The organism is Cupriavidus sp. NPDC089707 (assembly GCF_044748965.1).
Lineage (GTDB): Bacteria > Pseudomonadota > Gammaproteobacteria > Burkholderiales > Burkholderiaceae > Cupriavidus.
Genome location: NZ_JBIVHB010000008.1, coordinates 238906 through 254470, shown reverse-complemented (window position 1 = coordinate 254470; position 15565 = coordinate 238906). Strand labels below are relative to the sequence as shown.

Annotated in this window: 15 protein-coding genes; 4 read left to right on the top strand and 11 right to left on the bottom strand. The window is 61.4% G+C overall.

All coding sequences use genetic code 11. The features are described 5' to 3' along the window. Window positions 1-3: 3 nt before the first annotated feature. The 3 genes from ACIP1U_RS15940 to ACIP1U_RS15930 form a co-directional block, all read right to left on the bottom strand. Complete coding sequence (locus tag ACIP1U_RS15940; RefSeq protein WP_400316509.1) at window positions 4-798, bottom strand: hypothetical protein; 795 nt, start codon at window positions 796-798, stop codon at window positions 4-6. Window positions 799-806: 8 nt separating this feature from the next. Further along, window positions 807-1235 (bottom strand): hypothetical protein, encoded by a 429-nt coding sequence (locus ACIP1U_RS15935; RefSeq protein ID WP_400316508.1) that lies wholly within the window; start codon window positions 1233-1235, stop codon window positions 807-809. 96 nt (window positions 1236-1331) lie between these two features. Beyond that, window positions 1332-1640, bottom strand: a complete 309-nt coding sequence (locus tag ACIP1U_RS15930) for a hypothetical protein (RefSeq protein WP_400316506.1) — start codon at window positions 1638-1640, stop codon at window positions 1332-1334. Between the two features lie 681 nt (window positions 1641-2321). Here ACIP1U_RS15930 and ACIP1U_RS15925 point away from each other — a divergent pair. The 4 genes from ACIP1U_RS15925 to ACIP1U_RS15910 all read left to right on the top strand — a co-directional run bounded on the left by ACIP1U_RS15925 (window position 2322) and on the right by ACIP1U_RS15910 (window position 7889). Continuing rightward, window positions 2322-3485, top strand: coding sequence for a hypothetical protein (locus ACIP1U_RS15925; protein WP_400316504.1), 1164 nt, complete (start codon window positions 2322-2324; stop codon window positions 3483-3485). 1 nt (window position 3486) lies between these two features. Continuing rightward, complete coding sequence (locus tag ACIP1U_RS15920) at window positions 3487-4659, top strand: hypothetical protein (protein ID WP_400316502.1); 1173 nt, start codon at window positions 3487-3489, stop codon at window positions 4657-4659. Window positions 4660-5111: 452 nt separating this feature from the next. After that, window positions 5112-6164: a CAP domain-containing protein gene (locus tag ACIP1U_RS15915; RefSeq protein ID WP_400316500.1), complete on the top strand. Its 1053-nt coding sequence runs from the start codon at window positions 5112-5114 to the stop codon at window positions 6162-6164. 696 nt (window positions 6165-6860) lie between these two features. Next, window positions 6861-7889 (top strand): CAP domain-containing protein, encoded by a 1029-nt coding sequence (locus tag ACIP1U_RS15910; RefSeq protein ID WP_400316498.1) that lies wholly within the window; start codon window positions 6861-6863, stop codon window positions 7887-7889. A 65-nt stretch (window positions 7890-7954) separates the two neighbouring features. Here the strand turns inward: ACIP1U_RS15910 and ACIP1U_RS15905 are convergent, their stop codons facing one another. The 8 genes from ACIP1U_RS15905 to pilO2 all read right to left on the bottom strand — a co-directional run bounded on the left by ACIP1U_RS15905 (window position 7955) and on the right by pilO2 (window position 15562). After that, window positions 7955-8323: a hypothetical protein gene (locus ACIP1U_RS15905; protein WP_400316496.1), complete on the bottom strand. Its 369-nt coding sequence runs from the start codon at window positions 8321-8323 to the stop codon at window positions 7955-7957. A gap of 264 nt (window positions 8324-8587) precedes the next feature. Next, window positions 8588-9835 carry a shufflon system plasmid conjugative transfer pilus tip adhesin PilV gene (gene pilV, locus ACIP1U_RS15900; RefSeq protein WP_400316494.1) on the bottom strand — a complete coding sequence of 416 codons (1248 nt, stop codon included), beginning with the start codon at window positions 9833-9835 and terminating at the stop codon, window positions 8588-8590. Between the two features lie 7 nt (window positions 9836-9842). Further along, the gene (locus tag ACIP1U_RS15895; RefSeq protein ID WP_400316492.1) at window positions 9843-10322 is read right to left on the bottom strand and encodes a hypothetical protein; all 480 of its coding nucleotides are present in this window, start codon (window positions 10320-10322) and stop codon (window positions 9843-9845) included. Between the two features lie 33 nt (window positions 10323-10355). After that, window positions 10356-10856 (bottom strand): prepilin type IV pili, encoded by a 501-nt coding sequence (locus ACIP1U_RS15890; protein WP_400316490.1) that lies wholly within the window; start codon window positions 10854-10856, stop codon window positions 10356-10358. 91 nt (window positions 10857-10947) lie between these two features. Next, entirely contained in the window at window positions 10948-11448 is a 501-nt protein-coding gene (locus tag ACIP1U_RS15885) for a prepilin type IV pili (RefSeq protein WP_400316488.1), read from the bottom strand. A 33-nt stretch (window positions 11449-11481) separates the two neighbouring features. Beyond that, entirely contained in the window at window positions 11482-12522 is a 1041-nt protein-coding gene (locus ACIP1U_RS15880; protein ID WP_400316486.1) for a type II secretion system F family protein, read from the bottom strand. Further along, entirely contained in the window at window positions 12519-14321 is a 1803-nt protein-coding gene (locus ACIP1U_RS15875) for a GspE/PulE family protein (protein WP_400316484.1), read from the bottom strand. The genes ACIP1U_RS15880 and ACIP1U_RS15875 overlap by 4 nt, the downstream gene beginning before the upstream one ends. After that, on the bottom strand, window positions 14321-15562 hold the full coding sequence (pilO2, locus tag ACIP1U_RS15870; protein WP_400316483.1) for a type 4b pilus protein PilO2: 1242 nt from the start codon (window positions 15560-15562) through the stop codon (window positions 14321-14323). The genes ACIP1U_RS15875 and pilO2 overlap by 1 nt, the downstream gene beginning before the upstream one ends. Between the last annotated feature and the right edge of the window lie 3 nt (window positions 15563-15565).

Below are 15565 nucleotides of genomic sequence, written 5' to 3'. Positions count from 1 at the left end.
TTATTAATGAATGCGATTGACTTGCCAGACCCAACGGTCCCAGAGTTTCTGTTCACCGGTAGCGGGGTCAAGAACAGGGCGCCCGGTCGCATGGTTGAAGGCGGGCACCTTCTCCTTGTGCAAGCGCTTGATGCCTACGCGGTCGCCGATTTTGCAGGCGGCGTCGGCCAAGGCGTCTTTCAGGCCTTCACCCTGCAATGTCTTCTCGCCGGCGTGGGTATCCAGCTTCACCGCGAAGGAAGTGTATGTCGCCTTGCCGCCAGGTTTGCGGTTCGGGAATTCCATTTCGCCCCACTCAACCAGCTTGCCCACGGTATAGTTCGATCGCGACGCGTTACCGTCAGAGCTAGGTTCCGCTTTGGAAGGTCGGCGGTGTGGGCTCTGATGCTGAGCAGTCCGCGGTTCCCGCGATTCCCTTGACTCATCGGAACCCGGCGACTGTGGAAGCGAAGCGGCTTTGGCCCCCTCTTTCGCCTGGCGCATGACGGCTTCGGCAACGGACTGCGGCGTCACGCCTTCGCCGTCGTGCCTGCCGAGCTTGTGCCAGCGAGGAATGACCTCGGGAAGAACCTTGTGGCCGAACGCCGTGTGCTGAATGCTGCTATCAAACACGGCAACGAAGTGAACGACATGGTCGCCTTCGTCCCGAAAGAGATTGGGGACGCCACTGATGATGATTTGGAACTCGTTGCCCGCGCCAGTGCCCACGGGAACCTCATCGGCGGCCCGAGGCGCCACTACCGACGGTTGCCCCAGGATAGTGGCAGCTGCGCGCTTGAGTACTCCGAACAGAGTCATGGTCTTGGTCACAGAAGAGACCCGCAGCACAACCGCTTCACTCCTTCGAGGTCAGCTTTCAGGCGGGCGTTGTTGAGAATCACATCCTGCAAGACTTCCGGGCTTACCCCGCAAACCGCGCAGACGTAGGTGTAGGGAAGCGCTCCATCCCAGTATCCGAAGATCCAGCCGAGCGTCATGGAGTATTCCTCCAGATCGAGCGACTTGTTCCGCATACGGGCTCGCAAGAGCTCAGCACAGTCGACCAGGGACTCGGGCATGTTGTCGCCGCGGCGACTGTCACAGGCCAGACTGATGAGGGCGTCGACCATCTCCTCGCGCACCGCTTCGCTCCAGAGCGAAGGGTCCGGCAAGGGGTCGATCTTGGGTGGGGGCACAACAATGGCGGCCGCTTCACCGAAGAAGTCCAGCTGCCACCCTGCTGTCATTGTTTCCATGATGGTCTCCGGACAGGCACCCGGAGACCCACCTGCCGGCGGGTAACGGGTACCCGCGACAGGTGGAAGCCGCCCGGGAACCGGGCGGCGAGGGACTTAGGAACGATCGTGCGTTCCAGTGCGACGGATTGGCGTCACCACAGCCGAACGCTCGTACTTCTGCTCGGGCGGTTCGGCGGCTTGGTCATTCGACGGTTTCGGCTTGGAGTCGTGCTCCGGCATCGATACCTTCGGCGCAGCTGGTACGGCCTTGCTCCACTGCAACACCTTCTCCTTCAGGTAGAAGAAGCCGACGGCGGCAAGAAACACACCAACAATGAACGACTGCGAAGCCAGATACAGCGCCATGCAAAAAGCGAAGAGCTTGAGCGGGCGCGTGATCATGTTTTGGGCAAAGGATTCCATGGTTTCTCACGAGAAACGATTTAAAGGGATTTCCTGGCGGATGCCAGGCGATTATTCGATGCTCGGAAGAGCAAGGAATCCAATGAGGCGCGACCGTTCGGCAACGCGCTTGCGACATGTCATGCATGTCGTAAGGACGCTGCTCGCGTGCGAAGAAAGGAGGTGAGGCGGGCCGCGGAAAGGAAGGGCCAGTGCAGGCCCACGCGGAATGTCAGTTCGGTCTGACCGCCATGTCGATGCGTCATAGACGCTAGAGGTATCCGCACTCTACACGCCTTGCGAAAGCATGACAAGCGCCGCCCCGGCGCATTCGATTCGCCTTCAAATCACAAGCCCGCATCCTGAGCTTTCGCCCTATTTGGAAGGAACATGTTCCTTCCAACGCCCCTTGCACAGGATCAGGTTGTATATACAAGCGCCCCCATCTGAAGGAGGTGCTACCTCAAATCCCGCTAATACCTGTCGATAAAAAGTGAGGCAAAGCGCTGCTGATTTGAGCTTGACTTTCGAAAGACGCCTGATTTTCCTGAGCTTTCGTGAAATTCCGATGCTCAATCTCGGCATAAGCTTCCGTCCGAAGATCGCTGCATCTGTTTCATCAGCTTGACACTTGCTCCTAGCGTGTACGTTGAAGTGGCTGCCGCGATCACCGGGGCCGTAACACCTTCCGTAGGGGCAACAATGAAGAAGAAAGAAGAAGAGAAACGCGAGTTCAATCTCGTCGATCCGAAGCCGCCCGCATTGCGCGAGCTTGCAATCCAGCAGCTGGGTCACTATGTCGATGCCGGAGCTATCGGCCGGATCGTGCAAGCCGCGCAAGAGATCGAGCTCTCGCGCAAGCGCATCCTCAGCGAGCATACCGCCATCGGCTCTCGGCTATTCCAGATCTACCACGTCATCCTCACGTGTGTGCAGAAGCGCTTGGGCGACACCCCCCGCGCTCGCCAGGAAGCCGATGACAATTTGTACAACTTCGCAGTGCGCGCCCTGCGCATTTCCCGCGCCTCCGCCGTCAAGTATCTGCAGGCGTTTCACCACTTCTCCGAGAACAATGATGCCCTGACGTTCCTGAATCTTGGGGAACTGACGATCCTCAAGCGATCGGATATCACTCCAGAGGAAGTGCAACGATTCATCGATGCTCGCAAGGACGATGAGCCCTATTCGCGCAAGGAAATCGTCCCGTACATCGAATGGTCTCGACGCACGCACCAGGAACTCAATCACGTCATGGCGACGCTGGAGGCTGCAGAAGAACAGTTAAACGAGAGCCTGGAGCGCCAGCGCGATCTCGAAGCCCAGATGCGCCACATGCGCGAACAGGTGAACTCCTCCGACGCGCAATATGCCGCGCAGAAGGAGCAGCTGGATCGAACCTCCGCAGCGCTCTCGTCGCAGACCGGGGCGGTGGACAGCCTCCAGCATTCGATTCAACGCTTGACGGACGAACGACAAGCCTTGCAGAAGGCGTTGGCCGAGTCAAAGATCCGGGAGGTCGTGAAGGAGGTCAAGGTCGAGGTCATTCCTCCCGAGTACAAGACCATCGCCGACGCTGTCATAGACGGGAGCAGCAAACTTGAAGCGCTCAACGCACAGATCAAGGATGCCGAGCTTCGCCTATCGGCTTTCACCAATGAAGTTGAACACCACCAGGCAAAGTCGGTCGACGCGCGGAATCTGTCACTACGCATTGATGGCCTGAAAGCGGATCTCGATGACGCGCTCGCGAAGTTCCGAGGCGCAGTCAAAGCGATCAAGGTCAAGGAGCATGCCCCCGCGCTGGTGTCCTTGCGCCGCACCGTGGAGGCCTTCCACAACGAACTGATCGCAATCACTGGAGCCTGACATGCAAACCACCCCGACCCGTTCCATCTATGAGCAGTTCATCTTGCCAGCGTGGGTGCGAGATCGTGTGCTTGCCGCCAATCTGCGGATCAACAACTACGTCCTGAATGCCGTTGCGGTGCATCCAACGCTGGAGAGCATCTTCAGGGTATCCAGCGAAAACCTTCGCTCGCTGCGTGACGACCTCTCCCAGTCGGCGAAGATTCTGGGAACGCCGTTTCTCGCTTACGTACCAACGCTCACAACCATCGATGACTGGCGATCCTTCATCGAAGGACGGATGCCGACCGCCACAATGGAGCGGCTCAAAACTGGCCTGCCCCGCAATCTGTCAGTGGTGGACCGCCTGGCACTCGAGCACACAAACCGCGCGTACATCAATGCCATGTACGACCTTCTCAACATGTCGGTGCTGGCGGCCCCTCTGATCGGCATCTCCAACGAGTTGGCCGCGTACCTGCGGTCGGTTCCTCAGCACGAACTCGACGTAGCTATCACAGAGCGTCTAGTGCCGCTTTTTCATTGGCGCTTCGCAGATGAGATGTTCTGGTTGGAGATTCACACCGGCCGGCTATCGCGGGAGATGGTCGCCCACTACTTGATGGAAACCTCGCCGCTTCGGACCGACCGCCTCGCGCACTCCGGCGTCTGGGGCAAATTCCGGCTGGAGACGTTCGTGCGCGACGCCCTGTTCGAGGCGTTCCTGGCCCTCAGTTGTCGCGCCATGAGCGTGGCATCACTGTTCAACACCAGCATCGAGCACACCCGGAAGACCTACCAAAGGTTGCATGGCAAGTCATCGCCATCCGGCCAACCGCCGGCATCGCTAATGTGGTATCTGGACTCCGCGCAGCGCCGCGTCCAGTCGACTTTCCAGATCTGGCTGTTTCGATCGGCAATCGCCTGTGACGTGTCGACACCGGAGAGCTTCGTCGCGACCCTGGACATCCATCGGGCCTTCTTCTCGGACGACTGCAAGGTACCACCCGAGCGGTCGCTGCATCTGGCCCGCTCCATGTCCATGCACGAAGAGCTCGCGGTCTGGCCCTGCCGGAAGTGCGGGACGCCATACCTGGCATCGAACTCCTCCGCGAAAATCGAGCTTTCGCAGTCGTTTCTTTGCCCATGCTGCAACGGGTCTTTGACGGCTTCACGGGGCGGGCGTCGGAACTGACGCCAATGGCGGCACAGCGACAAGGGGCCGGAGAAACCCACCACCCTTCAATAGACGGGTTGTCGAATTGGTGATCATAGCCACTGCGGCTTCCTCTTGGGGCCGCCGTTATTTTTTTTCGATCCCTCTGCGCCCCAACTAACTGGGCTCAAGTTGTGCGAGACCGTGCCGACTAACCATCCTTGGCCACCAATGTCGGGACCTCTCCGTTCCGCGCGTCTTGACTTCGGCACGGTGTCGCTAATCTGGAATCAAGCGGCTGAGAGCTAGCCGCGATCCCATTGCCCCTTCGAGATAGGCGCGAGGTGGAGTTCGCGCAAGCGTTGGCGCCGAACCTGGCAGACGTTGCGACGCCACTTTGCCTCCGGACAGAGTCTGCTGTCTGTGCTTTGTTGGCAGTAGCAACAACAACTAAGGCGGCGTGACAGACCTGACATATATCGGAAGAAGAAGTGAAGACGAACAAAGACATTGCGATGCTGTTGGTGGGGCTCGTTGGCAATGCAGCAGCTTGGGCAAGCGGAAGTATCCCGCCGGCGGCTCCTGGCCCGATAGAAGTTCCCTTCCTTGCTCCTCGGACAAGCGTACCGGAGCCGTCCTACGCAAAGAGATCTGGACAGTTCGCGCTCTTCAACGGGGTCAACGCCTTGCGCCAGAAGCTTGGCGTCGGTCTTCTCGCTCAGGACGCCGCGCTCGACACCGCCGCCCAGGCCCATGCTGTCTATCTCAGCGCCCACAGCGTGGCACAGCATGACCAATCGGCGGACTCTCTGCATTTCTACGAAACCACTCCGCTGCTGCGGGCCCGGAAGGCCGGTGTAGGGGACACCCAGTGGGTGGCAGAAGTTGTGGGCGCAGCCAGAGGTCCCGATGACAGCGAGATTGGCATAGGCTGCATTGACCAGTGGTATCACACCGTCTATCACTTGCAGTCTCTCGTGACAAACCAGGAATCAATGGGTATTGGATTTAGTCACACTGGTGCGTTGGGCCTGAATCATTGCGTGGTGGACTTCGGTACGAGCACTGCCACACAACCAGGCCCCACATCCAACGGGGTGCCCTATGGGGGAGGCCAGCAGATTGAGGCTGAAATGGTCGTCACTGTGCCGGCAGACGGCGACACCGATGTGCAGCCCGGTTTCAATTTCGCGGGCGAGTCGCCGAATCCCGCGCCGGACCTGCTTACGCCCGGGCGACCCCTCATGATCTACGCGAATGGCGCGCTCGCCGAGGTGCTGTCCGTAACAGCCTTCAAACTCGCTGACAGCAACGGCGCGGAGGTGGCTGCGCGCGTCTTGGTGTCCCCAGCTGCGAAGGTGGATGGCTCAGATGGTGTGGCCGACGAATACCTACGGAACAATGCGGCTTTCCTTGTCCCGCTCGCGCCCCTGGCAGACCGTGAGACCTACACGGCTTCGTTCTCTGGCACTCGGGCCGGCAAGCCGGTGAGCATTTCATGGAGCTTCAGGACTGCTACGCCGGCCACCTCGGCTTTCCGATAGCCGGAGCCCGCGGCCTCGATGCGAGGGCTGCGGGAAGCAATTCATCGCCGGCAACGAATGAGGACTGGAATTGCATGGACTAGTCCGGTCTTCCCGCCAACTTGACGGCTTCGCGGGGCAGGCCTTACAACAGGAGATTCAGAAATGGAATGGATAACAATCGCGATCTTTCTTGCTTTGCCCGCTTACTTGGCGTTCAAGTGGGCAAGACAGGAGCAGCGCTGGGCGTGGCCATGGGCGATTGCGTGCATGGTGTTCTCGTACCTTGGCTTGATCGCTTTTGTCCTAACGCGCAAAGGCTTGCCGACGGTGAGCGAGTATGCTCGAAAGTATCCAGCTTGCGTGACCGAGCGCGGCATGTCGTGCTACCGGTGCGGATCTAGAAGCATCCGCCTCTGGCGCGAGCAGCCTTTCATTGCCGTCCACCAATGGCATATCTGCAACAGCTGCGGAACGTCCCTCTACCGATCGCGGTGACCCGCACTTGACGCGGTCTACGCGCCGACAGCCGTAACGAATGCCTGGGCACCCCTCTTTCCGGGGGGTCAAGTTCGGCCCCTATTCGCCGTCTTGATGTTGGTCCCTTCGGGTATTCTCACGTCCGGCCGGGGATTGCAGGCACTTGACTTCGCGCGCCGATAGGTAAGCTAAAGTAACGGTCGATCCCCGGCCGGTCAAAGTCAGAGGAAGAAAAACATGCAAAACTCAAAATTCGCTCTCTCGGTACTGGTCACTGCCATGACGCTCGCTCTTGCCGCATGCGGTGGTGGTGGTGGCGGAGACGACGGTGGCTCCAAGAACCCCACCACTCCTCCCACTACACCAACGACCCCGCAGGAGCCGACTTCGGTACCGCCGGCTACCACTGCTCCGACAGCGACGTATCCAAGCGGAGATCAGCGGCTTGCGGCCTATGATGCCTTGAACTCACTCCGCCTAAAGATGGGCGTCGGTGCGCTAAAGCAAGACGTCAAGCTCGACATCGCCGCCGATAACCATCTGGCTTACATGAAGGCAAACGGCGCAACAGGCCACTTGGAAGTGGCTGGGAATGCTGGTTTCACTGGTGCGAATCCGTATGACCAAGTGGTTGCTGCGGGCGGGTCAAAGGATCAATGGATTGGCCAAGCTGTGTCTAGCGGGTCGCCCGACCCTGAGACCTGCGTCGCGGGATTTAAGCGGTCCGTCTATCATTTGCAAGCTATCACCAGCAATCAAGAAACGGTCGGTCTCTCGGTGCGCGACAGCCGCTGCGTCATCAACTTTGGCATAGTCACGGGCGCCAAGGGTGGCGGGTATGGTCTCGCGCAATGGGGTGGTCAACAGATGGCCGTGAATGCCGTGGCATACTATCCCGCTGACAACGACTCCGTGTTCGGAACTTTCTACCCAGCTACGGAAAATCCCAATCCGGCGTCCGATCTTGCATCCGCTGGGCATCCGATCATGTTTCGGGTGGCGGCACCGTCAGCCTCCGACGTCTTGACCGTATCCAGCTTCACGCTGACTGGCCCTGGCGGAGCGGCGGTTCCGGTACGCGTGCTGGTTCCATCTAATGCAAAGGCCAGTTCCGTCGCCAGTGCGATCGAGGACACGAGCCTCTATGCTGGCGTGGTATTCATGCTGCCGACACAACCCCTCACTGCTGGAACCTATACAGCCACCTTTAGCGGTGCGCGCAACGGGGTGGCAATCACCAAGTCCTGGAGCTTCGCTGCAATCTAAAGCGACCGCTCTCGGAATGCAGAAGTGGCCCCGCGTAGGGCCACTTTTTTTAATGGCGCGCAGAACTACAGCACATCGCCGGAGCAAATCGCCCAATTCCAGTAGCTGTGTACAGAGCTGCCGAATGTTTTGCCTTGAACCGCTGTCAATGAGGTACCACTCCCGCTTCCGTAGGGCGCAATCACTGCGCTGATATCCGGGCTGTCGCTAAGAATTCGACAGCCGCGATCCAGAAAATACTGCATAGGGGGGCGCAGTGCGTTTGCGTCAAAAATAGCGATGTCATAAGCCATGTGCGGTACTAGGTCGCCGTACCACGGCAGCCCTCCTGGTTGTCCATACCATGGATTGACACCCACACTGTAGATTGTCTGCCAAGCGCTCCCATTCATCGAATTCCGCAGGATGCGAACACTCATACTGGTGTTGTTCATACCCTCCCGAATGTTTGCGTCAATGGCATAGATGCGCGACCATGCAGGTGGCGGCGGCGGAGGTGGAGGCGGCGGCGGGGGGGGATCATCGACCTTGCAGTATGGCAATCTACCTGGCTCCCGATACCAGTGGTGCCCTGGCCTACAGTCAGCCACGGTCATCGGCGGTGCAGGAAACGAGTACAACTGAGCGTTGGCTGCCGAGAAGTCCGCTGCCAGAAAGCATGCCCAAAGAATTTTTTTCTTCATCGATCGATCCTGGTCCTAGAAGGTGCATCCAGTTGTAACGGTGCCCACCAGCTGCCCGCCCAGCGCTCCAGTGTCATTGCCGCTATACCATGCCGCGGGAGACATAGCGCTCGCCTGCGCGTACCAGTAGGTGCCGTAATCATTCATCGAGAAGAACGTTCCTTGAATGGGCGGCATTACATTGCCGGTGATATTCACCATCTCTTGCTTCGGGGTGTACGTCGCCCACGCAGTGCCACCAGGGCAGTTGTCCTTGCCGAAAGTCATACCGTCGGTAACGTTCTCGTACTTTCGCGTAATCGACAAATTGCCCAGCGCATTGTTTAGAGAGACATAGCGGTTGCCCTTGCAGATGTAGCCCACGTTTGTGCCGCTCGTTGCAAACTGGCCATTGTTTCCACACCACAGGCCCTCGTACACATTTGCCACCGCGGTACCGACTGGCTGCCATATGCCACCGGAGCAGATCACGAATCCAGTGCCGGTGGTGCTTCTGCGGGCCGACATGTCAACGTTGCAGGCGGAGCCTGGTGCACCAGTGTTAGTCAGATACGTCTCACCGTTGCTTGTGAGTGCACTCGTGGCCGTCACACGCCGCGCGTTGTTCAGGTCGTTCCCACCCATGTCGATGGTTGTCTGCATCCGGTTCAGTTCCGGATGACCAGGAACCTGGACGCGGTACAGATAGCCGTTGTTGGCTTGAGCGCCGGTGAACGCCAGTAACGATGCTAGCCGGCCGCTGCCCGGATTGGTGTAATTCGCCAGCGGCACCTGCCACGTGCCATAAGCCCCATAGGCTCGGGTTGCGACCATCGTCGGATCACCGTTTTGTCCCGCGTAGGGCACGAAGCCGCCTTGAGCGGCGGCCTGCGCCGCGATCTGCACGAGCTGTCGGGTGTCGGTGATCGGTCGCCCACCTTGCGATGTGACGAGTGCCTGGAGGTTGTTCGGCGTCGGCTGCAGGACCTGGAGCAGCCAGGTCTGACCAAACACGTTGGTCCCCGAGAATCCCGCTGGCAGATAGCCGCCGTTTATCAGCATGGCCGTCGTAACGTTGACGGGCACGCTTGCCGTCGCCTGTGCGACCAGCGTTGCGGATTCATCCTGCACGAACTGCAGGGCGGCCTTGTCAAAAACAAGCATCTGGCTCGCCGCGGCGGCGGTCTGCACGTTCGTAACGCCGGCTTTCGCCCACGTCGCAAAGCCGGCAAGGCTCAGCATCGATAGCATCAGCGCAACGAGATATCCGAGGATGGCTTCCATGCGTTTCTCAGGTGTTCAGCTGGACCCAATGAACCAGCGCCCCAACGGGGATGATCGCCGGCACGCTATAAGCAATGCCGGTGGCAAGATTGACGGCCGTGCCCTGACTGCGGACTCGGAACCACGCGAGACTGCCTTGCGTACTGCTGAGCAGCGCGCCGCTTGCGCCCGATGACACACGCACGTATCCGTACACGTCACGCCCGCCGCCCGTGTTGGCCACGGCCATGCAGCCCGCACCAGCCGGCGCCACCATTCCTGACGGCAGGACTGGCATCACACTCGCGCCGACCAGCCCCGGCGTCGCACCGGCGGTCGACACGCACGCCGAGCCGTACGCTTGTGCCTGCTGCGCCGTCACAGTTGCGATCGATTCCATGCGGCCGACTACGCCAGCCCCAGGCGCCGCTTCTGCTAATTGCCTGCTTTGAGCCACAATTCCGAGACAGAACAGGACCGTCACAATCGGCAGGATGAGATAGCCCATGCCCTTCTCCTCACACTTTGGTCGCTGGGACGCTCACTGGAAAGTAAGGGTGAAGCTGGCGGTCGCGCTGCAGGCGGCGCCGGCGGTAACCTGGTCAGGCAGGCTGGTCTGGTTGAACGTCGTCGTGCCGACTGTCAGCGTCACGTAATCCTTGAGACCCAGCGCGGCACTCACGCACTGCTTAGCCGTCTGGGCACCACCGCCGCCAAAGCGGATGACACCCTGCGATCCGCTGTTGGCGGCCGACAGCGTGACCGCATTGCCCCAGGGGTCAACAAGCGCCGTGCCGCGCACCATGTCCGAAGGAAACGTCCCGCCCGTGACCATCGCGGGGATGTTGGCGGTGGTGAAGTTGGTATAGCCGTTGTTCCCCTGCGAGAACCCGGCACGCGCATTCGTAATCAGCTGCGCCATATTGGTGGCCACCACGCCGGCCTTGTGGTTCTGGAAGCCGTTGTAGCTGGCGTAGGCAACGCCCACAAGTGCCAGTAAGCCCAGAACGATGGCGACGATCCGCCCGAGAATCCCATCCATGTCGTTTCCTCAAATCCACGCCCGCTCGCCATGCCCTGCCACCAAGGACGTGAAGCCGGTGGAAGGGCCGATTCCGTTGCCCGAGGTAGCCTTACTGGAAGGTCAGGGCAAAGGTTGCCGTCGCGCTGCAGGCAGAACCGGCGGTGACCTGGTCAGGCAGGTTGGCCTGATTAAAGGTCGTGGAGCCAACCACCAATGTCACGTAGTCCTTGAGCCCGAGCGCCGCACTCACGCACTGCTTTGCCGTTTGGGCATTGCCACCGCCGAACGTGATCACGCCCTGCGACCCGTTGTTGGCAGCGGCCAGCGTCACCGCATTGCCCCAGGGGTCCACCAGTGCCGTCCCGCGCACCATGTCCGAAGGAAACATGCCGCCCGTGATCATTGCCGGGACGTTGGCCGTGGTGAAGTTGGTGTAGCCGTTGTTCCCCTGCGAGAACCCTGCCCGCGCATTCGTGATCAGCTGCGTGATATTGGTGGCGACCACACCAGCCTTGTGGTTCTGGAAGCCGTTGTACCCGGCATAGGCAACGCCAACGAGAGCGAGCAGCCCCAGCACGATGGCGACGATGCGCCCAAGAATTCCGTCCATTTGATACCCCTTTTAAGATTTCGAAAGCGATTGTCAGAACTTGCCCATCGAAGATGTAAGGATCTCCGAGAGTGAGTTGGAGCCGAGTTGCAGAACAACGAAGGCAAGGAACATCAATCCGGTGAAGGTCGCCGACATCACCATCCCCTTCGCAAGCAGTTGCCGCTCGATGACTTCAGCGTTCTGCCGCACGGCCACCGTGATCTTCTCGGTGAAGTCATCGAAGCCGGCATAAGCACCGATTTCATCGATCAGGTCCAGCGACGGGAACCCGTTCCCGGTCTGCCGCATGGCTTCCGCGAGGTCCAGACCGTCAGCCAGGCCAAGGCGAATCGGCCGCAGGCGTGAGGCCAGCCATGGCGATGCCGGGCCGATCTGTCCCTCCAGCGCGGCGATATCCGGCACCTTCGCCCGCAGCAGCGCGACGAAAGACATCAGCCAGGTGAACCCGGTGATTTCGCGGTACACCGTGAAGGGGAAGACGTGTTGGTCGAAGAATCGCCTGCCCGGCCCGGTCCACCTTGGCAGCGCCCACCAGCTCCAAAGCGCGTAGGCACCCAGGCTGCCGAAGATCACTGGCGCCGGCCATCCCACAGCCAACTGACCCATCCCGTACATGGCATACGCCCAGCCCGTCCACTTCTCGATCGGCAGCACATCGACAAACTGCGGCACGATGTAGCCGCCAATCAGCAGCAGGACCACATACAGCGTGACCAGGTACACAGTGGGCGCAAAGAAGCTCGCCTGAAGCTTCTGGCGCAGCCGCGTCGTCAGTTCGCGCACGTCCAGCACCAGCCGCATGGCGTCCGACAGCTGCCCCGCCTTCTCGCCGGCGTCCAGCACGCTGCGTTCCAGATCGCTGAGGCTTGCGCCCATGGCCGCCATCAGCGTCTTGCCATCGCGCACCTGACGACCAACTTCATGCGCCGCCTCGGCGGCGCGCTTGCGGCCTCGCCGGGCTTGGCGTTCCCGGAAATCCTCAATGACTTGCGCGAGCGTCAGCCCGTTCTCCAGCTGGCTCGATGCCTGTTGATACAGGCGCCGGCGCATTGCCCAGGACAATCCGCTCATAGGTCCTCCCGCGTCGGAATGGCGTCCACGCTACGCTCGGCATCCACCGGGCTCAGACGGCCTGCCAGCACCAGATCCATCGCGTGCGCGATCATGGGCTTGTCCGAACTCTTCCGGCCTCGATGGTTGCGCCGCGCCGCCAGCACACCTTCGTTGATGCAGTCCTGCATCAGCATCTCACTGGTGACCACCACCTCGGCGACCGCCTGTTGACCAACAATGGCTTCGCCGTGGCAGTGTTCGCATCCCGCGCCGCGCACGCGGACGTTGGAGAGATCGCCCCAGGTGCGCATCGCACTGAGCATGTAGTCCGGCAGCGGCTCCGGGGCGCTATCGAGGTTCACCGAGCAATGCGGACAAAGGAGCGGCACAATCCGCTGCGCAATCAGGCCGATGATCTGGTTGTGATTGGCGATCACCTCCATCGCCAGGCGAACATGGTCCAGCATCACCAGTCGGGAGAAGGTCTCGAACGGGTCGGTCACGTGCAGCGTGGTCAGCACCTGGTGGCCGGTAGCCGCCGCCTGCAGCGTGGCGATCGCTTCCTCGACACCGCGGATTTCGCCCAGCAGCACGGCATCCGGGTCCATCCGCAGCGTCATGCGCAGCATTTCCGGGAACCGCTCGCTTTCCGTGGTGAGCTGGATCGCCCAATCCATCGGGTACTCGGTGGGATTCTCGATCGTGATGAGCCGCTTCTCGGGGAAGAGGCGCGCCTGATGGCGCGTGCATTCAAAGAGCGTCGTGGTCTTGCCGCTCCCGGTCGGGCCGGTCACAACGATGACGCCCATCGGCCGGCGCAGCAGCTGCGAGATGAGCTCCACCTGCAACGGCGTGTACCCCATCTGGCCAAGCTTGAATTCGCCGCCAGGCGCTTTCGGCGAGCGCAAATCGAGCCGTTTGGCAGCTTCGATGGCATCCGCCTTGAGTGCGCCCTCGTGGTGCTCCCGGTATTGCAGCCGCGCAACGAGGAAGCCCCCGCCGCTCTCCACCGGATAAGCGGGCCCACGCACGATCCGCACGCTGGAAAGCCCGGTGCCCGGCAATGCGTCCCCGGCGATTTGCGCGTCTTGCACGTCCAGCGGGTTGTAGGTGGCGGCCTTCACCGTGGCGAGGCCCGTGTACATCGCGCGGATCAGGCGTTCGCCCTCCTCGCGGCGCATCGACAAGGCGGAGACCGTACGCAGATCTCCCTTGATTCGTACCTGAATCTCGGTGTGGTGCTCGCGCACCAGGATGTGAATGTCCGAGGCGATCAGGGCGGCGCAATCCGCGATCAGCCGGCGCGCGAGGGTCAAGGTCTGCAGGTCGGTATCCTGCAGCTGACCGGAACCGCGCTGCTGGCGCAACACGGCTAGTTCCTGCGCGGACACCTTGCGCAATTGGGGCGCGGCGCCGCTGCGTCGCAGCTTGGCTTCCCAAGTCAGAAGGCGCGGTGTGCCAAAATGCCGGGCATCCACATAGATGTCGCAGCCGTGCACGGCCAGCACTTGCTGCACGTTGTCATCGGTCAGATTAAGGTCCTTGGCGACGTCTTCCACATACAGACCGGTTTCCGCGGCACGCTGACGAAGGGCCGCGGCTTGCTCGGCCGTCAGATGGTTCAGGTTGAAGGCAACACGATCAAACGAGGCCGGCAGATTGCGCGGATAGAAGATATGCGGCTCAAGTACTTCGGGGGGCGGCGGCAACGCCAGCACATCGGATTTCACAGACGGCTCGGCGCGCGTCGCAAATGCGGTGCCTCCTGCCGACGCTTTGCGTGGACTGCGCCACAGGCGCGAGATCGTCGCAATCATTATTGGCTCCCAGCAGGCAGCGATGCGCCGTCCCGCATTGCGTACAGCTTTCCAGTCCCCTTCCAGGACTGGGCGGCCGCCTCGTAGCTGATTTCGGTCAGGCGCAGGCCGGCCACGCCGTCCAATCCCTCGCCCGGGCCCAGCCATGGCGGCGCGCCGAAGCCGAGGTCCGCGGTCATAGCGAGCCACGGGTCGGCCGGGGTGTTGCCATCTGATGGAAGCAGCGGAGGCGGCGAGGTCAACTGCAAGCCCACGCCGTTACCCTGTGCATACGTCCACATCGACCGCTGCGCCTCGACTGGCACACTGACCGCGCGCGAGGAAGGCCGGAATGCCACCGGCGCACTCGCCGTCGCCGCCGCTTGATTGCCGTCAGTGGAAAGCGCGCCCGGAGCGTTGGCAGCCACGCCGCCCTCGCGCTTCCAGGTGGTTTCGATCGTCAGGGCCGTCGACGTGGCCGGCTTGCAGCGCCAGCTGGAAAGCGTCCAGCCAGCCTCGGCGATGGCCTGCCGGTCCCAGGCGCGCCGGCAGGCCTGCAGGAAGGTGCTCGGTGTCGCTTCCTCGACCCAAGGTACTGCGCGTTGGCGTGCCGCCTCATTCGCGCGCTGCGCGGCGGCAACCGCGCGCTGGCGCATCAACTGCGCCTCACGCTCAGCCGCTTGCTGCTGGTCGTACCAATACCAGCCGCCCAAGAGAAGCACAGTTGCCCCGGTAGCCGCCGCCAACGAGTAGGAGGTCGCCTGCCAAGGGCCGGTCAGAACGTCTCGCATCGGCGCCACGCCCTTTGCAGCACGCGCCATGCTCGCGAGATCCGGTAGCGTCCCTTCGACTTCCGTCCATTCCCCAAGGGCACGATGCCGCTCGCGGATCGGTGCCAGTTCCTCCAGGGTGCCCACCCGGTCGCCACCGGCAATGACGGCGTGCCCCTGCCGAACGGCGATGTACCAGTAGAGGCTGTCCTGCAGCTGAAACAGGCCCATCCATGGCTGGCGGTGCTGGCCGGCCACGATCGCGGCGAGCGGCTTCAGCCCGCCAGGCTTCGCGCCGGCGATCGCTTCGCAGAATCCAGTCTGGATGGCGCCTTCCGCGCTCTCATGCACCACGCCCCAGCGGACGTTCCGGCCGAGTTCCAGCGCACGCGCGCGTAGGACACCCTTGCTCGGCTGGGCCTCCTCGTGTTGCCAGGTCAGCCCGATGGCGAAGCCACCCTTCAAGCCGGGGAATGACAGAATCTCAGCCATCGC